General features: G+C 66.1%; 19 protein-coding genes and 1 riboswitch. Of the genes, 5 read left to right on the top strand and 14 right to left on the bottom strand.

Going from position 1 to position 21841, the window contains the following annotated elements:
- Nucleotides 1-6: 6 nt before the first annotated feature.
- The 8 genes from N5C28_RS14615 to thiC all read right to left on the bottom strand — a co-directional run bounded on the left by N5C28_RS14615 (nucleotide 7) and on the right by thiC (nucleotide 8201).
- Nucleotides 7-531: a TIGR02281 family clan AA aspartic protease gene (locus N5C28_RS14615; RefSeq protein WP_279823357.1), complete on the bottom strand. Its 525-nt coding sequence runs from the start codon at nucleotides 529-531 to the stop codon at nucleotides 7-9.
- Nucleotides 528-1511, bottom strand: a complete 984-nt coding sequence (locus tag N5C28_RS14610) for an esterase-like activity of phytase family protein (RefSeq protein WP_279823355.1) — start codon at nucleotides 1509-1511, stop codon at nucleotides 528-530. The genes N5C28_RS14615 and N5C28_RS14610 overlap by 4 nt, the downstream gene beginning before the upstream one ends.
- Nucleotides 1511-3409, bottom strand: coding sequence for a DNA topoisomerase IV subunit B (parE, locus tag N5C28_RS14605; RefSeq protein WP_279823354.1), 1899 nt, complete (start codon nucleotides 3407-3409; stop codon nucleotides 1511-1513). The genes N5C28_RS14610 and parE overlap by 1 nt, the downstream gene beginning before the upstream one ends.
- 14 nt (nucleotides 3410-3423) lie before the next feature.
- Entirely contained in the window at nucleotides 3424-4035 is a 612-nt protein-coding gene (locus tag N5C28_RS14600) for a YqiA/YcfP family alpha/beta fold hydrolase (RefSeq protein ID WP_279823353.1), read from the bottom strand.
- A 47-nt stretch (nucleotides 4036-4082) separates the two neighbouring features.
- Nucleotides 4083-4898, bottom strand: coding sequence for a 3',5'-cyclic-AMP phosphodiesterase (gene cpdA / locus N5C28_RS14595; RefSeq protein WP_279823352.1), 816 nt, complete (start codon nucleotides 4896-4898; stop codon nucleotides 4083-4085).
- 121 nt (nucleotides 4899-5019) lie between these two features.
- Nucleotides 5020-5472 carry a DUF1249 domain-containing protein gene (locus N5C28_RS14590; protein ID WP_279823351.1) on the bottom strand — a complete coding sequence of 151 codons (453 nt, stop codon included), beginning with the start codon at nucleotides 5470-5472 and terminating at the stop codon, nucleotides 5020-5022.
- Nucleotides 5463-6080, bottom strand: a complete 618-nt coding sequence (locus tag N5C28_RS14585) for an NUDIX domain-containing protein (RefSeq protein ID WP_279823349.1) — start codon at nucleotides 6078-6080, stop codon at nucleotides 5463-5465. The genes N5C28_RS14590 and N5C28_RS14585 overlap by 10 nt, the downstream gene beginning before the upstream one ends.
- A 237-nt stretch (nucleotides 6081-6317) precedes the next feature.
- Nucleotides 6318-8201, bottom strand: a complete 1884-nt coding sequence (gene thiC / locus N5C28_RS14580; protein ID WP_279823348.1) for a phosphomethylpyrimidine synthase ThiC — start codon at nucleotides 8199-8201, stop codon at nucleotides 6318-6320.
- 104 nt (nucleotides 8202-8305) lie between these two features.
- A riboswitch (TPP riboswitch) is annotated at nucleotides 8306-8412 on the bottom strand.
- Nucleotides 8413-8631: 219 nt separating this feature from the next.
- On the opposite strand from thiC, the gene N5C28_RS14575 reads away from it, so the two are divergent.
- Nucleotides 8632-10074 (top strand): TolC family outer membrane protein, encoded by a 1443-nt coding sequence (locus tag N5C28_RS14575; RefSeq protein ID WP_279823347.1) that lies wholly within the window; start codon nucleotides 8632-8634, stop codon nucleotides 10072-10074.
- A 54-nt stretch (nucleotides 10075-10128) separates the two neighbouring features.
- Here N5C28_RS14575 and waaA read toward each other — a convergent pair whose 3' ends face one another.
- Both waaA and N5C28_RS14565 read right to left on the bottom strand, forming a co-directional pair.
- Complete coding sequence (gene waaA / locus N5C28_RS14570) at nucleotides 10129-11415, bottom strand: lipid IV(A) 3-deoxy-D-manno-octulosonic acid transferase (RefSeq protein ID WP_279823345.1); 1287 nt, start codon at nucleotides 11413-11415, stop codon at nucleotides 10129-10131.
- Between the two features lie 33 nt (nucleotides 11416-11448).
- On the bottom strand, nucleotides 11449-12333 hold the full coding sequence (locus tag N5C28_RS14565) for a LysR family transcriptional regulator (protein WP_279823343.1): 885 nt from the start codon (nucleotides 12331-12333) through the stop codon (nucleotides 11449-11451).
- 85 nt (nucleotides 12334-12418) lie between these two features.
- On the opposite strand from N5C28_RS14565, the gene N5C28_RS14560 reads away from it, so the two are divergent.
- The 4 genes from N5C28_RS14560 to N5C28_RS14545 all read left to right on the top strand — a co-directional run bounded on the left by N5C28_RS14560 (nucleotide 12419) and on the right by N5C28_RS14545 (nucleotide 15838).
- Entirely contained in the window at nucleotides 12419-12751 is a 333-nt protein-coding gene (locus N5C28_RS14560) for an SMR family transporter (protein WP_279823342.1), read from the top strand.
- 70 nt (nucleotides 12752-12821) lie between these two features.
- Nucleotides 12822-13994, top strand: coding sequence for an FAD-dependent oxidoreductase (locus tag N5C28_RS14555; protein ID WP_279823340.1), 1173 nt, complete (start codon nucleotides 12822-12824; stop codon nucleotides 13992-13994).
- Nucleotides 13991-14803 (top strand): aldo/keto reductase, encoded by an 813-nt coding sequence (locus N5C28_RS14550; protein WP_279823433.1) that lies wholly within the window; start codon nucleotides 13991-13993, stop codon nucleotides 14801-14803. The genes N5C28_RS14555 and N5C28_RS14550 overlap by 4 nt, the downstream gene beginning before the upstream one ends.
- Nucleotides 14804-14881: 78 nt before the next feature.
- Nucleotides 14882-15838: a metal ABC transporter ATPase gene (locus tag N5C28_RS14545; protein WP_279823338.1), complete on the top strand. Its 957-nt coding sequence runs from the start codon at nucleotides 14882-14884 to the stop codon at nucleotides 15836-15838.
- Nucleotides 15839-15853: 15 nt separating this feature from the next.
- On the opposite strand, the gene N5C28_RS14540 is transcribed toward N5C28_RS14545, so the two are convergent.
- The 4 genes from N5C28_RS14540 to msbA all read right to left on the bottom strand — a co-directional run bounded on the left by N5C28_RS14540 (nucleotide 15854) and on the right by msbA (nucleotide 21786).
- Nucleotides 15854-17062: an acyl-CoA dehydrogenase family protein gene (locus N5C28_RS14540; protein WP_279823336.1), complete on the bottom strand. Its 1209-nt coding sequence runs from the start codon at nucleotides 17060-17062 to the stop codon at nucleotides 15854-15856.
- Nucleotides 17063-17117: 55 nt separating this feature from the next.
- The gene (locus tag N5C28_RS14535; protein ID WP_279823335.1) at nucleotides 17118-18404 is read right to left on the bottom strand and encodes an acyl-CoA dehydrogenase family protein; all 1287 of its coding nucleotides are present in this window, start codon (nucleotides 18402-18404) and stop codon (nucleotides 17118-17120) included.
- 116 nt (nucleotides 18405-18520) lie between these two features.
- Nucleotides 18521-19942, bottom strand: a complete 1422-nt coding sequence (gene hldE, locus N5C28_RS14530) for a bifunctional D-glycero-beta-D-manno-heptose-7-phosphate kinase/D-glycero-beta-D-manno-heptose 1-phosphate adenylyltransferase HldE (RefSeq protein WP_279823333.1) — start codon at nucleotides 19940-19942, stop codon at nucleotides 18521-18523.
- 41 nt (nucleotides 19943-19983) lie between these two features.
- Complete coding sequence (gene msbA / locus N5C28_RS14525; protein WP_279823332.1) at nucleotides 19984-21786, bottom strand: lipid A export permease/ATP-binding protein MsbA; 1803 nt, start codon at nucleotides 21784-21786, stop codon at nucleotides 19984-19986.
- Nucleotides 21787-21841: the final 55 nt, after the last annotated feature.

Raw genomic sequence — 21841 nt, 5'->3', positions numbered from 1 at the left:
CGGGCCTCATTGCAAGGTTGATTGGCGCAGCAACAGGGTGCCGTCGCGCTGGGTAAATTCGAGTTGTTTCAGGGCACTCATGCCCAGCAGCACTTCATCGCCGTCCATGCCGGGGGCGATCAGGGCTGCCACGTCGTGCAGGACGATATCGCCGAATTGCAGCGTATCGAGCCGGGTCCGGTGTGCGGTGGCGCGGCCATTGGCGGTGCTGATGACCATCGGCGCGCCGGCTTGCAGGCTTAGCCGCGACGCCACGGCGGTGGGCACCGCCACCTGGGTGGCGCCGGTATCCAGCAGGAAGGTCACCGGTGCGCCATTGATCTGCCCGTCGACCAGGTAGTGGCCCTGGCGGCTGCTGGCCAGGCGCACTTCCACATACCCACTGCCGTGCACCGACACCGGCTCACGGTTGGGATTGCGCTGCCCTTCCTCCCAGTCACCGAAGAAGCGGGTCGCCAGCAGCAGCCCCGCCCCCCAGGCCAGCACCAGCATCACGCGACCGGCACGCCGGCCGGGCGTCTGTTGGGTCACTTGGTGCTACCCCAGCCGCCCTTGGGCGCGGCAAAGCGCCAGACCAGCGGGCGCGACTCGCCATCGGCACGGGTCAGGGAGCCATTATCCAGGCCGATCCAGGCCCCTTCGGCGTCGATCCACAGGGCTTCGGCCACGCCGTAGGACACCGGGTAGCGGCGTTCGTCGGTCAGCGCCTCGGCGGCGAACGACCAGCAGCGCTCGGCTTCGCCATTGCTCAGGGTGCGCCGGCAGATCTGGTGCGCCTGGCGCTCCAGGGTGAAGAGTTTTTCGTTGTGGTAGGCCAGCCCGGAGAAGTCGCGCGGCTCAGGCCTGCTGGCCAGTGCTGCCGGCCCCGGCTCGCTGCCGCCTTCGCTGAACAGCACGCAGCCACCGGTGCAACGCCAGGACGAACGCTGCTTGTGCAGCACCACCAGGCCACGGCGCGTACGTTCGGCCGCCAGCCACAGGCGCTCGCCCGCCGGGTCGACCGCGACGCCTTCGAACAGGGAATTGAAGTGCAGCAACATGCCGCTGGCCCGGGCCTGGCGCACCATGCTTTCCGGCAGCGCCAGCCACTGGGCCTCGGCCGCCGGCGGCACCATCAGCACTGAGGCGTGGGCCTCGCTGACCAGGTAACGGTTACCCAGCGCATCGCAGGACAGCCCTTCGAAATCCAGGTGGCCACCGCGCACCAGGCCGGCCAGCCAATTGCGCGTGCGCAGCCCCCAGGGCAGCGGCACGTCTGGCGCAGGTGGCGCCACGAAGGTCTCGGCGACGGCCTGCCAGTTGCTCTCGCCCGGCTCCAGACGATACAGGCGGTCGTCCTCACGGTCCGACACCGCCCATAGCGCATCACCGCACCAGGCCAGCCCGGAGAGGTTGCCATTGGCCATGCCGTCCACCGGGTGCTCGCTGACCAGGGTCAGTTCTTCCGGTACCGGCAGAGTGGCGAACGCCGGGGTGACAACCAGCAGCAACGCGGCCCACAGATGCCGCATCAGACCAGCACCTCGGCCAGATCACCCTTGGATTCCAGCCAGGACTTGCGGTCGCTGGCGCGCTTCTTGGCCAGCAGCATGTCCATGACTTCCTGGGTGCCCGGGTAGTCTTCCAGGGTCAGTTGCACCAGGCGCCGGGTGTTCGGGTCCATGGTGGTTTCACGCAGTTGCGGCGGGTTCATCTCACCCAGCCCCTTGAAGCGGGTGACCTGCGGCTTGCCGCGGCGCTTCTCGGCCACCAGGCGGTCGAGGATGCCATCACGCTCGGCATCGTCCAGGGCATAGAAGATGTCCTTGCCCAGGTCGATGCGGTACAGCGGCGGCATGGCCACGAAGATATGCCCGGCATCCACCAGCGGGCGGAAGTGACGGACGAACAGCGCGCACAGCAGCGTGGCGATGTGCAGGCCATCGGAGTCGGCGTCCGCGAGGATGCAGATCTTGCCGTAGCGCAGCTGGCTCAGGTCGTTGGAGCCAGGATCGATGCCGATGGCCACGGCGATGTCATGCACTTCCTGCGAAGCCAGGACTTCACCACCGTCGACTTCCCAGGTGTTCAGGATCTTGCCGCGCAGCGGCATGATCGCCTGGAATTCCTTGTCCCGGGCCTGCTTGGCGCTGCCGCCCGCGGAATCCCCTTCCACTAGGAACAGCTCGGAACGCATCGGGTCCTGACCCGCGCAGTCGGCCAGTTTGCCCGGCAGGGCCGGGCCCTGGGTGATTTTCTTGCGCTCGACCTTCTTGCCTGCCTTGAGGCGGCGGTTGGCGTTGCTGATGGCCAGCTCCGCCAGCTGCTGCCCGACATCCGGGTGGGCGTTGAGCCACAGGCTGAAAGCGTCCTTCACCACGCCCGAGACGAATGCCGAGGCCTCGCGGGACGACAGGCGTTCCTTGGTCTGGCCGGAGAACTGGGCGTCCTGCATCTTCATCGACAGGACGAAGGCGATGCGCTCCCAGATGTCTTCCGGGGCCAGCTTCACGCCGCGGGGCAGCAGGTTGCGGAACTCGCAGAACTCGCGCATCGCGTCCAACAGGCCCTGGCGCAGGCCGTTGACGTGGGTACCGCCCTGGGCAGTGGGAATCAGGTTGACGTAGCTTTCCTGCACCGCGTCGCCGCCCTCCGGCAGCCACAGCAGCGCCCAGTCGACCGCTTCCTTGTTGCCGCTGAGGCTGCCGCAGAACGGCTCCTCGGGCAGGCGCTGGTATTCGCTCACGGCGTCGACCAGGTAGGAGCGCAGGCCATCCTCGTAATGCCATTCGACCTTCTCGCCGGTGGCCCGGTCCTCGAAGGTGACGCTCAGGCCCGGGCACAGCACGGCCTTGGCCTTGAGCACGTGCTTGAGGCGGCTGACGGAGAACTTGTGCGAATCGAAGTACTTGGCGTCCGGCCAGAAATGCACGCTGGTACCGGTGTTGCGCTTGCCGACGCTGCCGATCACTTCCAAGTCGCTGGCCTTGAAACCGTCGGCGAAGGTCATGCGGTACTCGTTGCCGTCGCGCTTGACCCGCACTTCGACCTGGGTCGACAGGGCGTTCACTACCGAGATCCCCACGCCGTGCAGGCCGCCGGAGAACTGGTAGTTCTTGTTGGAGAACTTGCCGCCGGCGTGCAGCTTGGTGAGGATCAGCTCGACACCGGGCACGCCCTCTTCGGGGTGGATGTCCACCGGCATGCCACGGCCGTCGTCCAGCACCTCCAGAGAGTTGTCCTCATGGAGGATCACCTGGATCGATTTGGCGTGCCCGGCCAGCGCTTCGTCGACGCTGTTGTCGATGACTTCCTGGGCCAGGTGGTTGGGCCGGCTGGTGTCGGTGTACATGCCCGGGCGCTTGCGCACCGGGTCCAGGCCGGAGAGGACTTCGATGGCGTCTGCGTTATAGGCGTTCTGCTGGGCCATGGGGTCTCGTGTCGTCAGGTCAATTCAGAAAAGTCGGTATCCTGCCACAGCGGGCGGGCGATACCGGCGAAAGCGAAAAGCATGGGCAGCCGTTCGGCGAACCCTTTGAAACCATGGTCGCCACCGGCCTGGATATGCAGCGCGCACGCCCGGTAATACTGCTCGGCGTGGCGATAATCGAGGGTTTCATCGGCGGTCTGCAACCACACCTGATAGCGCGCAGGCTGCTGCGGTTCCGGGACGTAGAGCTCGGCCAGGGCGGCCACGTGGTCCGTGGTCAGCTCCCAGGTCTCGTCGCTGTAATAGTTCTTTTGCGGCCCCAGGTACCCGTCGAAGCGCTCGTGCGGGCGTACCGCAGGGTTTATCAGCAGGGCCTTCAGGCCATGCCGCTCCGCCAGGTGGGTGGCATAGTAGCCGCCCAGGGAGCTGCCGACCAGCACGGGCTGGCCGAGCTCGGCGATCAATGTTTCGAGTTGTGCGATGGCCTGCCGGGGATGGTGGTGCAGCGCCGGTACGCGCAGGTTCCCGGCCAGGCCGAGGTGCGTCATGGCGCGCAGCAGCTGACTGGCTTTCAGGGAAGCCGGAGAGCTGTTGAGGCCGTGGATATAAAGAATGCTGGGAGTCATGGGGCAGGAGGCTACTAGCTGCCAGTAGTCTGCTGCAAGCAGCGCACTCAGTAGCCTTTGACGCTGTAGTCCACGTCGAAGGTGATGCCGGTGACCCGCGACACGCCGGTCTCCAGACGACCGTCGGCGTGCAGGCGCAACCAGCGGTAACCCGGCGCGGTGGTGTCCACCTGGAACTCCTCGCTACCCGGCGCGAACTGCACGCAGGTCGAGGGCGATGCCAGCAGGCGAACGCCTTTGCGCACCTGGTCGAATTCCTGGTGGATGTGTCCCCAGAGCACGGCCCGGACCTGGCTGAAGCGCTCGATGACGGCGAACAGGGCATCGGGGTTGCGCACGCCGATGGGGTCCATCCAGCGGCAACCGATCGGCACCGGGTGGTGGTGCAGGCAGATCAGGTGATGGCGTTCCGGGGCTTCGCTCAGGGCGCGCTCCAGCAGGGCCAGTTGCTGCTCGCTGATATAGCCGGGTACCGCGCCGGGGATCGACGAGTCGAGCAGGATGATGCGCCAGTTGCCGATGTCGGTCACCGGCTCCAGCAGGTCACTGCCCACGCAGGCGGCGCGCATGGCCGGCAGTTCGTCGTGATTGCCGGGAAACCAGCGGGAAACCGCAGGGATCGCTGCGGTCATCTCGCGAAAGCGCGTGTAGGACGCCTCGCTGCCATCCTGGGACAGGTCGCCCGAGGCGAGCACCAGGTCGATGGCCGGTTGCTCGTCCAGCACCCGTTCGATGACCCGCTGCAGGCTGTCGCAGGTCTCCATGCCCAGCAGCTTTCCGGTCGCGTCGGCAAATAGATGACTGTCGGACAGCTGCACCAGCAGGACCGATGATTCATCAATTGGGGGGCGCGCGCTCGGCAAGGCCGTCTCCTCGGGCGGAATGAGGTGAATTATGGTGGGTAGGTGAACTCACGGTAAACCCGAGAATCGGGCATACATCACAGAAATTTCAGCGACAATCGCTCTCGCTGACGGAAAAAGCTCAGCGAACCCGTTCCAGTTCGTGGCCGCAGGCCAGGCAATGGCTCAGCCATTCGCCGAGAAACAGGTTGAGCTGGGTCTTCTCGTCGGGCTGGTGCATCGCTTCATTGGGATAGGGATAAATGCTGCGAAAGCGCCGGGCGCTCTGGGCGCCGACCACTTCGGCCATGCGCGCGTCGTGGTAGACCCGCACTTCCAGCTTCGGCACCGGCAGCCACGGCAGGCTGTCTTCCTGGCGCACCTGGATGGTCGAGGTGTAGGGACAGGTTTCCAGCACTTCCAGCGCCAGCACCCCGAGCAGCCGCTCGCCCTGGCTCAGCGCCACGCGCCGCGCACTGGTCACGTCGCGCATGCCGGGCAGCAGGCGCATCAGGCGCGCGTAGTTGGCCTCGCACGCCGCCTGCAGCTCGACCAGGTCGACCCGGTAGCGCTCGCGCACCAGGCTCACGACCACATCCCCCGGACCTCGGCGCGGTTCAGCGCCAGCCACTGCAGGGCGATGATGCTCGCCGCGTTGTTGATACGCCCGTCGCGCACCGCGGCCAGGGCATCCTCCAGCGGCCAGACATGCACGCGAATGTCCTCGCCTTCCTCGGGCAGGCCATGCACGCCACCCGCGCCTGCGCTGCTGCAGCGGCCGACATACAGGTACACCTGTTCGTCGCTGCCGCCCGGCGACGGGAAGTACCGGGTGATCGGCCACAGCGCGCGGAACACCAGACCGGCCTCTTCCATCGCCTCGCGGTGCGCCACTTCCTCGGGCTGTTCGTCGGTATCGATGAGGCCGGCAACCAGCTCCAGCAGCCAAGGGTTGGCGCTTTTGCCCATGGCGCCCACACGGAATTGCTCGATCAGCACCACCTCGTCGCGCTGCGGGTCGTAGGGCAACACGCAGACGGCGTCATGGCGCACAAACAGTTCGCGGGTGATCGGCTTGCCCATCTCGCCGGAAAACAACTGGTGGCGCAGGTGCAGGCGATCGAGGCGGTAGAAGCCACGAAAACAGGCTTCCCGCTCGATCACCTCGACGGCATCCGCGTCAGGCTTGAAGGTGTCGCTCATTGTGTTCCCCCACTGCCGGCACGCTGAATGCGGGCCTAACCACATCCTAGCGTGCTTGCAGCGGGGAAACAGCCCCCGATCAGCGTCCCGACTCGATCCGGGTCTCCCCACCGGAGCGGATAGCCGCGGCATTGCTGGCTTTCTGGCTGCCGCCGATGACCGAGGCCGCCGACGAACCGCCACCGCTCTCCTCGCCGTCCTTGGCCAACTGACCGAAGACCCGCTTCAGACGGACCGTCAGACCTGGCGGTAGATCACCGCACCTTCATCCTTGAAACGCTCGGACTGCTCGGCGAAACCGGCCTCGATGGCCTTCTGTTCGTCGGTCAGGCCGTTTTCCTTGGCGTAGTCACGGACTTCCTGGGTGATCTTCATCGAGCAGAACTTCGGCCCGCACATGGAGCAGAAGTGCGCCACCTTGGCCGAGTCCTTGGGCAGGGTCTCGTCGTGGTAGCTGCGGGCGGTGTCCGGGTCCAGGCCCAGGTTGAACTGGTCTTCCCAGCGGAACTCGAAGCGCGCCTTGGACAAGGCGTTGTCGCGGATCTGCGCACCCGGATGGCCCTTGGCAAGGTCCGCGGCATGCGCGGCGATCTTGTAGGTGATGATCCCGGTCTTCACGTCATCCTTGTTCGGCAGGCCCAGGTGTTCCTTGGGCGTGACGTAGCAGAGCATGGCGCAGCCGAACCAGCCGATCATCGCCGCGCCGATGCCCGAGGTGATGTGGTCGTAGCCCGGCGCGATGTCGGTGGTCAGCGGGCCGAGGGTGTAGAACGGCGCCTCGTCGCAGCACTCCAGCTGCTTGTCCATGTTCTCCTTGATCAGCTGCATCGGTACGTGACCGGGGCCTTCGATCATGCACTGCACGTCGTGCTTCCAGGCGATCTTGGTCAGCTCGCCGAGGGTTTCCAGCTCGCCGAACTGCGCGGCGTCGTTGGCGTCGGCAATGGAGCCCGGACGCAGGCCGTCGCCCAGCGAGAAGCTGACGTCGTAGGCCTTCATGATTTCGCAGATTTCCTCGAAGTGGGTATAGAGGAAGTTCTCCTGGTGGTGTGCCAGGCACCACTTGGCCATGATCGAGCCGCCACGCGAGACGATGCCAGTGACGCGCTTGGCGGTCAGTGGCACGTAACGCAGCAGCACGCCGGCGTGGATGGTGAAGTAGTCCACGCCCTGCTCCGCCTGCTCGATCAGGGTGTCGCGGAACAGCTCCCAGGTCAGGTCTTCGGCCACGCCGTTGACCTTTTCCAGGGCCTGGTAGATCGGCACGGTACCGATCGGCACCGGCGAGTTGCGGATGATCCATTCGCGGGTTTCATGGATGTGCTTGCCGGTGGACAGGTCCATCACGGTGTCCGAGCCCCAGCGGATGCCCCAGGTCAGCTTGGCCACTTCTTCCTCGATGGAGGAACCCAGGGCCGAGTTGCCGATGTTGCCGTTGATCTTCACCAGGAAGTTGCGGCCGATGATCATCGGCTCCAGCTCCACGTGGTTGATATTGGCCGGGATGATGGCGCGACCGCGGGCGACTTCCTCGCGCACGAACTCGGGGGTGATTTCCTTCGGAATGCTCGCGCCGAAGCTCTGGCCGCCGTGCTGTTCCTTGAGCAGGCCGGCTTCGCGGGCCTCGGTCAGCTTCATGTTTTCGCGGATGGCGACGTATTCCATCTCCGGGGTGATGATGCCCTGGCGCGCGTAGTGCATCTGGCTGACGTTCTTGCCGGCCTTGGCCCGGCGCGGGTTGCGCACGTGGGCGAAGCGCATCTTGGTCAGCTCGGCGTCGTTCAGGCGGCGCTGGCCGAACTCGGAGGACAGGCCCGGCAGGCGCTCGGTGTCACCACGGTCTTCGATCCAGGCGCTACGCACATCTGCCAGGCCCTTGCGCACGTCGATGGTGACGCTGGGATCGGTGTAGGGGCCGGAGGTGTCATAGACGGTGACCGGGGCGTTGATCTCACCACCGAAGGCGGTCGGCGTGACGTCCAGGCTGATCTCGCGCATCGGCACGCGGATGTCCGGGCGCGAACCCTGCACATAGACTTTCTGCGAACGCGGGAAAGGCTGGACGGATTGCTGGTCGACCTGAGCGGATTCGCTCAAGAATTTTTGTTGTTGTGTGCTCATCGGCTGGATTCTCCTGGCTGGATGTCGGAGGAGAACCTGGGCGGACGAAGGGCGTTAGGCACACCATGGCTGGTGTGAGAGGACTCGCGCACGAATGGCGGCTGTGGCGAGGACATCTTGTTCCCTACGCAGGCCTTAACCTGATCAGGTTCAACGGGATCCGGCAGCTGCCAATCTCAGCCCCGCATATGGGGCACCCCGACAAGAACCCGGCCAGTCTAATCAACTGCCGGAAATAAAACCAACCGGCGGGTCAAATAAACCCGACCCACGCGTCGGAAAATGACGACCCACCGCCTCGCCAAGTAGATTGTTGCGCGCAGGCAACATAGCTTGTTGCAAACTACACTCACGCCGATATGAGCGCACTTGACCCCCCAAGCGACGCCGCTTAGCCTTGCCGATCACCGCCAATCTAGGGACACCCCGAATGCTGCGCAGACTCTCTTTGGCTCTTGCCGTGGCCTCCGCTTCCGTGGGAACGGTCTGGGCTGAAACCGCCCCGCTGTCGACCAAGACGGACCTGATTTCCGTCTACCAGGAAGCCGCTAACAACAATGCCGATCTGGCGGCCGCCCGCGCCGACTACAAGGCGCGTCGCGAAGTGGTGCCCCAGGCGCGAGCGGGCCTGCTGCCGAATCTGTCCGCCGGGGCCAACCTGAGCGACACCCGCACCGAAATCGATTCCCCAGCCGCCACCGTGTCGCGCAGCGGTACCGTGTACCAGGCCAACCTCAGCCAGCCACTGTTCCGCGCCGACCGCTGGTTCCAGCTGCAGGCCGCCGAGGCCACCGACGAGCAGGCCGCGCTGGAACTGTCGGCCACCGAACAGAACCTGATCCTGCAGAGCGCCGAAAGCTACTTCGCGGTGCTGCGCGCCCAGGACAACCTGGCGTCCACCAAGGCCGAGGAAGCCGCGTTCAAACGCCAGCTCGACCAGGCCAACGAGCGCTTCGATGTCGGCCTCTCCGACAAGACCGACGTGCTGGAAGCCCAGGCCGGTTTCGACACCGCCCGGGCCAACCGGATCATCGCCGAGCGCCAGGTGGACGACGCCTTCCAGGCCCTGATCACCCTGACCAACCGCGACTACAGCTCCATCGAGGGTATTCAGCACACCCTGCCGATCCTCGCGCCGACGCCGAACGACGCCAAGGCCTGGGTCGACACCGCCGGTGCGCAGAACCTCAACCTGCTGGCCAGCAACTTCGCCGTCGAGGCCGCCCAGGAAACCTTGCGCCAGCGCAAGGCCGGCCACGCGCCGACCCTGGACGCGGTCGCCAGCTACCAGAAAGGCGACAACGACGCCCTGGGCTTCACCAACTCGGGGATTCCCGGCACCGCGCGCTACAGCGGCGATGTGGAGCAGCGTTCGATCGGCCTGCAACTGAACATCCCGATCTACAGCGGCGGCCTGACCAGCTCCCAGGTGCGCGAGTCCTATGAGCGCCTGAACCAGACCGAACAGCTGCGCGAAAGCCTGCGCCGCCAGGTGGTGCAGGACACCCGCAACCTGCACCGCGCGGTGAACACCGACGTGGAAACCGTGCAGGCCCGCCGCCAGTCGATCATCTCCAACCAGAGCGCCCTGGAAGCCACCGAGATCGGCTACCAGGTCGGTACGCGCAACATCGTCGACGTGCTCGATGCACAGCGCCAGCTCTACAGCTCGGTGCGCAACTACAACGACGCGCGCTACGACTACATCCTCAACAACCTGCGCCTCAAACAGGCTGCCGGCACCCTCAGCCCGGCCGACCTGGAAGCGCTGGGCACCTACCTCAAGCCGGACTACAACCCGGACAAGGACTTCCTGCCGCCGGACCTGGCCCGCGCCGCCGAGGCCCGACTGCAAAGCGACGAGCAATACTGAGTCGCCACAAAAAAGCCCGACGGAAGTCGGGCTTTTTCATGTCCGCTGAGCGCTTTATGCCGTGAGCAACCGGCCCAGGCCGTCCAGCAGACGGTTCAACGCCCCCTGATTGGCCTGTATCACAGCCAGGCCGGTGTCACGCATGCGCGCGCTCTGCTCGGGCGCTGCCCACAGGGCGGCGATCTGCGCAGCCAGCGCCTGGGCATCGTCCACTTCGACCAGCGCACCGGCCTCGCGTAACTGCGCGGCGATCTCCTGGAAGTTGAACAGGTGCGGTCCGCTGAGCACGGGCTTGCCCAGGGCAGCCGGTTCCAGCAGGTTGTGCCCGCCATTGGGCACCAGGCTGCCGCCGACGAAGGCGGTGTCGGCCAGGGCATAAAGAAACAGCAGCTCGCCCATGGTGTCGCCGAGCAGCACCTGGTCGCCGGCCTGCACCGCCTCGCCCGTGGAACGACGGCGCGTGGCGAAACCCTGGCGCTGGCACAGCTCGAACACCCCGTTGAAACGCTCGGGGTGGCGTGGCACCAGGATGAGCAGCGCATCAGGCTCACGCGCCAGCAGCTCGCGGTGCGCCGCCAGGATAATCTCGTCTTCCCCGGCGTGGGTGCTCGCGGCGATCCACACCCGGCGCCCGCTCGCGCCCCACTGCTCGCGCAATGCGGCGGCTCGCAGCGGCAGCTCGGCGTCGATGGTCAGGTCGAACTTGATGGAGCCCGTCACCTCGACGCACTCGCTACGTGCACCGAGGCCTCGGAAACGCTCCGCTTCGGTGGCGGTCTGCACGGCGATCAGATCCAATTCAGCCAGCATTGGCGCGGTCAGTCGGGCGAAGCGCGCATAGCCCCGGGCCGAGCGGGCCGACAGGCGCGCATTGGCCAGTGCCACCGGAATGCCACGGCGGGCGCACTGATGAATGTGGTTGGGCCACAATTCGGTTTCCATGATCACCGCCAGGCGCGGCCGGGCTCGATCCAGGAAACGCGCCGCCGCCCAGGGCAGGTCGTAGGGCAGGTAGCAGTGCTGCACCCGGTCGGCGTACTCCGGTGCGCCGAACATCGCCTGGATGCGCTCCGAACCGGTCGGCGTCATGCAGGTGATGGTGATCGGCAACTCCGGGTAGCGCGCAAGCAAAGCCTTCACCAGCGGAGCGGCGGCGATGCTCTCCCCCACCGAGACGGCGTGCAGCCAGATGCCGCCGGGCTTCAGCGGCGGCAGGCCGAGGGCGAAACGCTCACCGATGCGCTGGGCATAGGCCGGCGCGCGCCAGGCACGCCAGGCAAGACGGCCCGCCACGATCGGCAGACCCAGGTGGAACAACAGGCTGTAGAGGGCTCTATTCATGGGCGCGCAGCTTAGCAGAGAGACCGCCGGCGATCAGCCGGCAGCCTGCAGGTGTCGGGCGAAGGTGTCCGCCAGCCACAGCGCGGCCGGCCCCAAGGCCTCGTCACGCCGGCAAACCAATTCGACCACCAGCGGTGGCGGTGTCCAGTCGCAGGCCAGCTCGACGATCTGCCCCTGGTAGGTCGGGTACTGCGCCACGTGGCGCGGCAGCCAAGCCCAACCGAGGTTGCGCATCAGCAACTCGGCCATGGCGTAGAAGCTGTCGGCCCGCCAGACCGTCGGGCTGATCTGCTCGGTGCCGGGGTACTGGCTGTCCTGGGGCGCCATCAGCAACTGCCGGTGCCTGGCCAGCACCCGGCGATCCACCGCACCGGCCTGCGCCAGCGGGTGACCGGCCCCGCACACGGTGACCAGGTCGATGGTGCCCAGGCGCTGACGCTCCAGGGCCTCGGGCATCTGCTCGTGGTGAAACAGCAAGCCCAAGTCGGCGCGCCGCTCAAGCACCTTGCGCGCCACATCGCCCTGGGCGCCGCTGGCCATCTGTACCTCGAGCAGCGGGAAGGCATGGGCCAGCGCCTCCAGGCTGTCCAGCACCGGCTGATAGGGCATCGCCTCGTCCTGGGCCAGGCGCAGGCACACCTCCTCCCCACGCACCAACCCCAGGGCACGGCTCTCCAGGCGCTCGCACTGGCGCAGCACTTCCCGCGCTTCGGCCAGCAGGGCCAGGCCGGCCTCGGTCAGACTGGGCTGGCGGCCACTGCTACGGTCGAACAGCACCACCCCGAGGTCGGTTTCCAGCAACGCGATGGCTGTGCTCACCGCCGATTGCGCGCGGTTCATGCGCCGCGCCACGGCGGAGAACGAGCGGCCTTCAGCCACGCTGACGAACAGGCGAATCTGCTCCAGGTTCCACTCCACAACCCATCTCCGATACAGATAGGTAATTACTTTATCCCATCACCCAGAGGACTAGAATCCCCGTCATTCTTCCTGGAGGTTCATCATGACCGGCTATATCTACCTCGCCATCGCCATTGCCGCCGAAGTGATCGCCACCACCTCGATGAAAGCCGTCGATGGCCTGAACAAACCCTTGCCGTTGCTGCTGGTGATCGGCGGCTACGCCATCGCCTTCACCATGCTGATCCTGGTGGTGCGCACGATTCCGGTGGGCATTGCCTACGCCATCTGGGCGGGCCTGGGCATCGTACTGGTCAGCATCGCGGCGATGTTCATCTACGATCAGCGCCTCGATCTGCCCGCCGTGCTGGGCATGGGCCTGATCGTCAGCGGCGTGGTGGTCATCCAGTTGTTCTCGCGCTCGACCGGGCACTGATTGCCGCCGGTCAGGCAGGGGCGTTCGGGCGGGTTATACTGCGCGCCTGTTTATCTGCCGAGACCTGCCCATGTCCCACCCCCTCAGCACCGATGTCCTGATTGTCGGCGGCGGCATCGCCGGGCTCTGGCTCAACGCACGCCTGCGTAGTCAGGGCTTCTCCACCGTGCTGGTGGAGCGCGACAGCCTGGGTGGCGGGCAGAGCGTGAAGTCCCAGGGCATCATCCATGGCGGTGCCAAGTACGCGCTGCACGGGGCGCTGACCGGCGCCTCGGAAGCGATCGCCGACATGCCCCGCCGCTGGCGCGAAGCGCTGGCCGGCACCGGCGAACTCGACCTGAGCGGCGTCCGCCTGCTGTCCGACGCCCACTACCTGTGGTCCCCGGGCAGCCTGGCGGGCAACATCACCAGCTTCTTCGCCAGCAAGGCCGTACGCGGCCGGGTCGACCAGGTGAAAGGCGAGCAACTGCCCCCGGCGCTGCAACACCCGAAATTCAAGGGCAAGGTCTACCGCCTGGCCGAACTGGTGCTGGATGTGCCGAGTCTGATCAAGCGCCTGGCCGACCTGGCGGGCGACAGCCTGCTGGCCGGCCGGGACATCGTGCCCCTGCGCGAGCAGAACGAGCTGACGGGCCTGATCGTCGATGGCCGCGAAATCCGCGCCCAGCGCATCGTGCTCAGCGCCGGCCGTGGCAATGCCGCGCTGCTGGCAAGTCTGGACATCGAGCAGCCCGCCCAACAATTGCGCCCGCTGCACATGGTGCTGGCCAAGGGGCCGGCGCTGAAACCGCTGTACGCCCATTGCCTGGGTGGCGGCCCCAAGCCCCGCATCACCGTGACCACCCACCCGGCCGCCGACGGCGAATGGGTCTGGTACCTGGGCGGCGACCTGGCCGAAGCCGATGGCGTGGCCCGGGACGAGGCGGCACAGCTCCGCGCGGCCCAGCAGGAAGTCGCTGACCTGCTGCCCTGGGTCGATCAATCCGCCACCCGCTGGGCGACCCTGCGGGTCGACCGGGCCGAGCCGGCGCAATCCGGCCTGGTGCGCCCGGACAACGCCTTCCTCGCCAAGCAGGATCGCCTGCTGGTGGGCTGGCCGACCAAGCTGGCCCTGGCCCCCGACTTCGCCGACCGCGTGCTGGCCACGCTCCAGCGGGACGGCGTGAAGCCGGCCGAGCATGCCCCGCTGCCCGAATTGCCGCGCCCTGCCGTGGCCCGCCCCGCCTGGGAGGAACTGTTCTGATGCACACCCTGCACAACCTGCACCGCCCCCTGGGCAGCACCGACCTGCTGGTGTCGCCCATCGGCCTGGGTACCGTCAAGCTGGGCCGCGACCAGGGCGTGAAGTACCCCAACGGCTTCACCATTCCCGACGACGCCGCCGCGCGCAACCTGCTGGCCCAGGCCCGCGACCTGGGCATCAACCTGATCGACACGGCGCCGGCCTACGGCACCAGCGAAACCCGCCTCGGCCCCCTGCTGCAGGGCCAGCGCCACGACTGGGTGATCGTCAGCAAGGTCGGCGAAGAATTCGAGAACGGCCACTCGCACTTCGATTTTTCCCCTGCCCACACCCGCTTCTCCGTGGAGCGCAGCCTGCAGCGCCTGCAGACCGACGTCATCGACCTGCTGCTGGTGCATTCCGACGGCAACGACGTCGCCATCTTGCGCGACAGCGGCATCTACGAAACCCTCGCCGAGCTCAAGCGCGAGGGCAAGATCCGTGGCTTCGGCCTGTCCGGCAAGACCGTCGACGGCGGCCTGCTGGCGCTGGAGCAAGGTGATTGCGCGATGGTCACCTACAACCTCAACGAACAGGGCGAACTGCCGGTTCTGGACTACGCTGAGCACCACGGCAAAGGGATTCTCATCAAGAAGGCCCTGGCCAGCGGCCATGCCTGCCTGGCACCGGGTGAAGACCCGATCCGCGCCAGTTTTGAGCTGATCTTCGCCCATCCGGCGGTGAACAGCGCCATCATTGGCACCATCACCCCCCAGCATCTGGCCCACAACGTCGCCACCGCTGCGGCTGTGATTCAGGATATTGCGTAAGCACACACGAACCGATCGGGTATGCGAAGCTCGCCGGTGTGTTCCACGGCCAGTTGATGCCACAGCGAAGGAGCCGAGATGCCACGCACGCTCATCCGCAAGGACCCCAGTACCTTCAAGACCCTGCCGTTGTTCGTCGAGGCGACGCCGGACGGCCTCTCCTACCAGAGCCTCGGCAGGCCGCTGAATTTCCGCGAGATGCTCGAGCGGCGTGCGCCCATCGAGGTTGCCGACAGTCAGCGCTTCGCCGCGGAACTGGCCAACCTCGGCGTCTCGGTGCGCCTGACCCTGAGCTGGCAAGGCCGTGAATACTGGATTCTGGTACGGCAACGGCGCCTGGACCGCGGCGACGTGGTGCTCAAGCTGATTTCCGGCTACGTGCCGGCCCATGAATTGAACCTGCCCCTGCTCACCGCCATCCAGGAAGTGGCCGAGGAATGCCTGCTGGAGACACCCGAAGGCTGGCTGAGCGGCCGCTTCGGCGACACCTGGCTGCCGGCGCCGTACCAGGGGCCGCTGCGTTATCGCGAAGCGACCCATTTCCGCCTCAGCCCGCTGTCGGGCGCAGCCCGCCCCGTGCAATGCGGCAACCTGACCTTGATGGAACGGCCACGGGCCTACGTGCACCTGCCGACCTCGTCGCTGCAACTGGTCTATGACCTGCACCTGGAGCTGCCCAAGGAGAGCAAGCAGCTCAGCCTGTTCCACGTCGACGAACGCCTGGAAGACGGGCAACTGGTGGCTCGACTCGATCGTACGCGGCCCGACCTGTACCTGATTCCCCTGGATCAGGGCCGGCCCACGGCCGAGCTGTTGACCCTGCACAAGGGCCAACTGAGACCGGCGAGCACCCGCGGCCTGTGGCTGGCCGAGAGCTTCGCGGCGCAAGATGGCTGGCTGGTACGGGACGAGCGCATTCGCTGGAAAGACTGGCTGACCCAGCAGAAACTCAGCGCCCCGGCGCCGCGCAGCAGCACCCGCAGCAAGCCGCCGGCCGCTCCGCTGGCCGAAAAACGCCTGGCGCAGCAGGGCTGACGCCAGGCGGCGACCTCACTTCAGCTCGCTGGAGCTCTTGCCCAGCAGGCGACGCGCGACGATCAGCAACTGGATCTGCTGGGTGCCTTCGAAGATGTCGAGAATCTTCGAATCCCGCGCCCACTTTTCCAGCAGCTCGTCCTCGCCGTAACCCACAGCCCCCGCCAGCTCGACGCACTTCAAAGTCACCTCGTTGGCGACCCGCCCCGCCTTGGCCTTGGCGATCGACGCCTCCTTGGAGTTGGGCAGCTTGTTGTCGGCCATCCAGGCCGCCTTGAGGGTCAGCAGACGCGCCGCCTCCCACTCGGCCTCCAGCCGGTACAGGGTCGCCTCGGCATGGCTGACAGCCAGCAGCGGTCGGCGGTAGTCCAGGGTGCAGACCCGTTTGAGCAACGCGCGCGTGCGGTCCAGCGACGCCTTCGCTACGCCCACGGCCATGCCGGCCACCAGGGGCCGCGTATTGTCGAAAGTCTCCATGACCCCGGCGAACCCCTTCTGCACATCGACTTCCGGGTTGCCCAGCAGGTTGGCGGCGGGTATCCGGCAGTCGCTGAAGCTGATCGACGCCGTGTCCGAGGCCTTGATCCCGAGCTTCTTTTCCAGGCGAGTAACGGCCATGCCGGGCGTGCCCCGCTCGACCACGAACGACTTGATCGCCGCGCGCCCGAGACTCTTGTCCAGGGTTGCCCAGACCACCACCGCATCGGCCCGTTCGCCGGAGGTGACGAAGATCTTTTCGCCATTGAGCACATAGTGATCGCCGTCTTTCACGGCAGTGGTACGAATGGCTGCAGAATCCGATCCGCAGCCGGGCTCGGTGATGGCCATCGACGTCCAAGTTCCGCCGAACCGCTGCAGCTGCTCGTCATTGGCTACCGCTGCGATGGCCGCATTGCCCAACCCCTGGCGCGGCATGGCCAGCAGCAGGCCGACATCGCCCCAGCACAGCTCCATCACGCCCAGCAGGGCCGCCATGTTGCCGCCGTTGCGCACACCCTCCTCCTGCTCGCGGGCAGCGCCGCGCTTGCTGGCTGAGCTGGCACCGATGGCATCGGGCGAGCCGGCGTTCATGCCGTCGAGCAGGGCCGCGAGCAGGTCCAGCTCCTTGGGGTAAGCGTGTTCGGACTTGTCGTACTTGCGCGAGATGGGCCGGAAGTAGTTCTCGGCCACCTGATGGGCCTGCTTGACCAGGCCACGGAATTTCTTCGGGGTTTCCAGGTTCATGCGTCCTCCGGGCGGGGCGTTGAGCCAGTGCCGCGTTCGTGGGGTATCCACCGGGTCATAGCTGCAGGCCGCCGGTCATCACTGCCAGGGCACGCAGGTCGCGGTACCAGCGTTCGGCCGGGTGCTCCTTGGTGAACCCATGGCCGCCAAGCAACTGCACGGCATCGGTGCCGATCTTCATGGACTTCTCCGCGCACAATAGCCGCGCCAGGTAGGCCTCCCGACGAAACGGCAGGCCCTGCTCGGCCCGCGCACAGGCACGCCAGACCAGCAGACGCATGGCGTCCAGCTCCACAGCCATGTCCGCCACCATGAACGCCACCCCCTGGCGGTGGCTGATCGGCTCACCGAATGCCACCCGCTCATTGCAATAGGTGCTGACGTACTCCAGCGCCGCCTGCCCGGTGCCCACTGCCAGCGCACACCAGGCCAATGCCGCGAGGTCGATAAAAGCCTGGTAGTCGAACGACGCGCCGCTCAGGCGCGACTCCAGCGGCACCTTGACCTGGCGCAGCACCACCCGCGCCGTGCCACAGGCCTTCAGCCCCATGGCCGGCGCAGGGTGGCGCCGCACGCCGTTGGCCCCCACGTCGACCACGAACAGGCCAGCACCGTCGTCGGCCTGGGCGGCAACGATCAGGTGGCTGGCATCCAGCCCCCGCACCACCAGGCATTTCTCACCGCTCAGCAGGTAATGCTTGCCTCGACGCCTGGCCCGTGTGGTCAGTCGATGGGGATCAAACAAAGGCGCTGCCTCACCCACGGCGACGGCCATCAGCGGCGCCCGCGCCTCGCCAACGAACCTCGGCAGCCACTGCGCCTGTTGCTCCGGCGAACCCCAGCGGCGAATGCAGTTGGCCGCCGACAGGGGCACTAGGAGCGCAGCAGCCAGGGACAGGTCGCCCTTGGCCAGGGCCTCGGCCATCAAGGCATTGGTCAGCACGGTGCGCTCCCCGGCCATTCCGCCGAGGGCCTCGCTCACCCCATAGTGAGCCAGTCCCAGCTCCTCGGCCTGGTTGAGCAGGGAGGCCGGCAAGGCAGCATTGGCATCGGCGTCATGGGCCAAGGGGCGCAGCACATCGGCGGCAAAGCCTTCCAGCATGTCCACCAGCATCTGCTGCTCGTCCGACAGCGACAGGTCGAACAGCTCGTCAGCGCGTGATTCCCGGGGCTTTCCGGAAGGCGGATTGCCCGCGCGCTGGGTGATCAGGCGAAACCCCGCACGGCTACCGGTGTAGACGAGTTTTTCAAAGGGTTTTCGCAGATTCAGACGGTCCGGCCAGTCAGCCTGGGCAACCCGGTTCAGCATGGCCAGGGCGCGACCCTGTGCATCGGTGGTCATGGCAACTCGCTCCAGACAGGATGAGATGCCAGAAATGATGCGCGTGGCGGCGGCGCTCGCCTATGACCACGCCGACAGCGGCGACTGGCAGCTTGGCCAGTCGCTGCAGCCGATCATCACTTGTTGCGGATTTTTTCGACGATGGCCGTGGTGGAGCTGTTCTCCACCAGACCGAGTACGCGGACCTCACCGCCGTAGGCGGTCACGATGTCGGCACCCACCACCTGGTCGATGCCGTAGTCGCCGCCCTTGACCAGCACATCCGGCTGAACCTGCTTGAGCAGGCGCTCCGGCGTGTCTTCGGCAAAGCTCACCACCCAGTCCACCGCACCCAACCCGGCCAGCACCGCCATGCGGCGGTCCACCGAATTGATCGGACGGCCCGGGCCCTTGAGGCGGCTTACAGAGGCATCGTCGTTGACGGCCAGCACCAGACGATCGCCCTGGGCACGTGCCTGCTCCAGGTACGTCACGTGGCCAGCGTGGAGGATGTCGAAGCAGCCGTTGGTGAACACGATCTTCTCACCGTGGGCACGGGCATCCTCGATCGCCACCAGCAGTTGCTCGAGGCTCAGGACACCGCGCTCGGAACCTTCTTCACGCTGCACGGCGCGGCGCAACTCGGGCGCACTGATGGCCGCGGTCCCCAGCTTGCCGACCACGATACCGGCCGCCAGGTTGGCCAGGGCCACGGCCTGCGGCAGCTCCTCGCCCGCCGCAATCGCCGCGGCCAGGGTGGAAATCACCGTATCGCCAGCCCCAGTGACGTCGAACACTTCACGGGCGCGGGCCGGCAGGTGCAACGGTGCATGGGACGGACGCAGCAGGGTCATGCCATGCTCGCCACGAGTGACCAGCAGCGCGCCCAACTCCAGCTCGCGCATGAGGGCGGCGCCCTTGGCGACCAGCTCGGCCTCGTCGGCACAACGGCCCACGATGGTTTCGAACTCGCTGAGGTTCGGCGTGATCAGGCTGGCGCCCCGGTAGATGGAGAAGTCCTTGCCCTTCGGATCGGCCAGTACCGGGATGCCGCGCTTGCGGGCAGCCTGCACCAGCACCTGATGGTTCTGCAGCGCGCCCTTGCCATAGTCCGACAGTACCAGCACCTTGACGCCAGACAGCAAGCCTTCGACCTCACGGGCCAGGGCATCCGCGTCGGTGCGGAACGGCTCTTCGAAGTCCATGCGCAGCAGTTGCTGGTGACGGCTCATGACCCGCAGCTTGACGATGGTCGGCTGGTCATCGATGCGCTGAAAACAGGTTTTGACGCCAACGGCGGCCAGGCTGTCGGCCAGACTTTCCGCCGCCTCGTCGTCACCGGTCACGCCCACCAGGATCGCTGGCGCACCCAGGGCGGCGATGTTCAAGGCCACGTTGGCGGCGCCGCCCGGGCGGTCCTCGATCTGGTCGACCTTGACCACCGGCACCGGCGCTTCGGGGGAAATCCGCGACGTGCCGCCATGCCAATAACGGTCGAGCATGACATCACCCACCACCAGAACGGGGGCTTGGTCGAAACGGGGCATGGACAACTTCATGTGAACTCCGGGGCCTTATGACGTGGCGGGCGCGTAGTTTATCAGGCGATATCCAATGGTGCGCCTTCATCGAGCCCCATGGCATGCAGGCGCGCGTAGAAACCGTTCAGGGCCAGCAGCTCGCCGTGGGTGCCGCGCTCGACGATACGCCCCTGGTCCATCACCAGGATCATGTCGGCCTTTTCGATGGTCGACAGACGGTGTGCGATGACCAGGGTGGTGCGGCCCTTCATGACCCGGTCCAGCGCCGCCTGGATGTGCCGCTCGGATTCGGTGTCGAGGGCCGAGGTGGCTTCGTCCAGCACCAGGATCGGCGCATCCTTGAGCAACGCCCGGGCAATCGCCAGGCGCTGGCGTTGACCGCCGGACAGCAGCACGCCGTTTTCACCGACCTCGGTGTCCAGGCCCTGGGGCAGCTTGTCGATGAACTCCTTGGCGTATGCCGCTTCGACGGCCTGTTCGATCGCCGTACGCGGCGCATCGGCGAGATCGCCATAAGCGATGTTGTTGGCCACGCTGTCGTTGAACAGGGTGACCTGCTGGGTCACCAGGGCGATGTGGCGCCGCAGGTTGCGCAGCTTGTACTGCTCGACATCCACCCCATCCAGCAGGATCTGCCCGGTTTCATGGTGGTAGAAACGCGGGATCAGGTTGGCCAGCGTCGACTTGCCGCTGCCGGAACGCCCCACCAGCGCGATCATCTGCCCGGGCTCGGCGGTAAAGCTGATATCACTGAGCACCGGTTTTTCTGTGTTCGGGTACTGGAAGCTCAGGTTGCGCACTTCCAAGCGGCCGCTGATGCGCTCACGCTCCACGGTGCCCTGGTCGACTTCCGGCGTTTCATCCAGTTGCTCGAAGATGCTCTCGGCGCCCGCCACACCCTTCTGGATGGTCGAGCTGACCTCGGACAACTGGCGGATCGGCTTGGGCAGCAAGCCCGCTGCCGTGATGTACGCCACCATGTCGCCCGCCGTGGCCTCGCCCCGCAGCAACAGCACCAGGAACATCAGTGCGGCCATCGCGCTGTAGATCACCAGTTGCAGCATCGGCGTGTACACCGCGCCGGTCTTGGTCATGCGCAGTTGCTTCTCGGTGTTGTCCTGGCTGGCGGCACTGAAGCGCTTGGATTCATATGGCTCACCACCGAAGCTGCGCACCACACGGTAGCCCTGGATGGTTTCCGAGGCGACATGGGTGACATCGCCCATGGCCACCTGGATTTTCTTGCTCTGTTTGCGGAATTTCTTGCTCGCGCTGCTCACCATCACCGCGATCAGCGGCAGGATAGCGACCATCACCAGGGTCAGCTTCCAGTTCATCCACAGCAGGTAGGCGAACAGGAAGATGATGGTCAGGCCCTCGCGAATCACCACCTTGATGGCATCGGTCGCCGCCCCGGTGACCATGGTGACGTTGAAGGTGATGCGGGAAATCAGGTGGCCGGAGTTGTGGCTGTCGAAATAGCGGTTCGGCAGTACCATCAGGCTGTTGAACAGAGCGATGCGCAAGTCATGCACCAGCCCCAGCGAGACCTTGGCCAGGAAATAGTTGCCCAGGAACGAACCGACTCCCTGCCAGGCAGCGATCAGGACGATGAGCAGCGGCACGGTCTGCAGCAACTGCAGGTCGCGAAGATAAGGCACCGAGGGAAACAGCACAGCCTCGGGATTGGACAGGCCATCCACGAAATACTTGAGGATGCCCGCCAGCATCGGCTGGGTGGAGGCGAAAATGATGTAGCCCAGGATACTGATCAGGAACATGCCGATGTACGGCCGAACGTACCCCAGCAGGCGAAGGTAGATTTTCAGACTGGATGTACGCCCAGGCTCTGTTGTGTTCATGCAGTGCTGCTCACGATTCGATAAGGGCCGAAGCTTAACATAGCCACCTGACCTG

It is taken from the genome of Pseudomonas sp. GD03944 (assembly GCF_029839275.1).
GTDB lineage: Bacteria > Pseudomonadota > Gammaproteobacteria > Pseudomonadales > Pseudomonadaceae > Aquipseudomonas.
The sequence above is the reverse complement of the archived record's forward strand: the minus strand, read 5'-3'. Positions and strand labels throughout refer to the sequence as shown.

Coding starts and splice junctions, on each gene's coding strand:
- N5C28_RS14610 (WP_279823355.1), bottom strand. CDS start 1,511: ATGCGGCATCTGTGGGCCGCGTTGCTGCTGGTTGTCACCCCGGCGTTC.
- parE (WP_279823354.1), bottom strand. CDS start 3,409: ATGGCCCAGCAGAACGCCTATAACGCAGACGCCATCGAAGTCCTCTCC.
- N5C28_RS14600 (WP_279823353.1), bottom strand. CDS start 4,035: ATGACTCCCAGCATTCTTTATATCCACGGCCTCAACAGCTCTCCGGCT.
- N5C28_RS14585 (WP_279823349.1), bottom strand. CDS start 6,080: ATGAGCGACACCTTCAAGCCTGACGCGGATGCCGTCGAGGTGATCGAG.
- thiC (WP_279823348.1), bottom strand. CDS start 8,201: ATGAGCACACAACAACAAAAATTCTTGAGCGAATCCGCTCAGGTCGAC.
- N5C28_RS14575 (WP_279823347.1), top strand. CDS start 8,632: ATGCTGCGCAGACTCTCTTTGGCTCTTGCCGTGGCCTCCGCTTCCGTG.
- waaA (WP_279823345.1), bottom strand. CDS start 11,415: ATGAATAGAGCCCTCTACAGCCTGTTGTTCCACCTGGGTCTGCCGATC.
- N5C28_RS14560 (WP_279823342.1), top strand. CDS start 12,419: ATGACCGGCTATATCTACCTCGCCATCGCCATTGCCGCCGAAGTGATC.
- N5C28_RS14555 (WP_279823340.1), top strand. CDS start 12,822: ATGTCCCACCCCCTCAGCACCGATGTCCTGATTGTCGGCGGCGGCATC.
- N5C28_RS14545 (WP_279823338.1), top strand. CDS start 14,882: ATGCCACGCACGCTCATCCGCAAGGACCCCAGTACCTTCAAGACCCTG.
- N5C28_RS14540 (WP_279823336.1), bottom strand. CDS start 17,062: ATGAACCTGGAAACCCCGAAGAAATTCCGTGGCCTGGTCAAGCAGGCC.
- N5C28_RS14535 (WP_279823335.1), bottom strand. CDS start 18,404: ATGACCACCGATGCACAGGGTCGCGCCCTGGCCATGCTGAACCGGGTT.
- hldE (WP_279823333.1), bottom strand. CDS start 19,942: ATGAAGTTGTCCATGCCCCGTTTCGACCAAGCCCCCGTTCTGGTGGTG.
- msbA (WP_279823332.1), bottom strand. CDS start 21,786: ATGAACACAACAGAGCCTGGGCGTACATCCAGTCTGAAAATCTACCTT.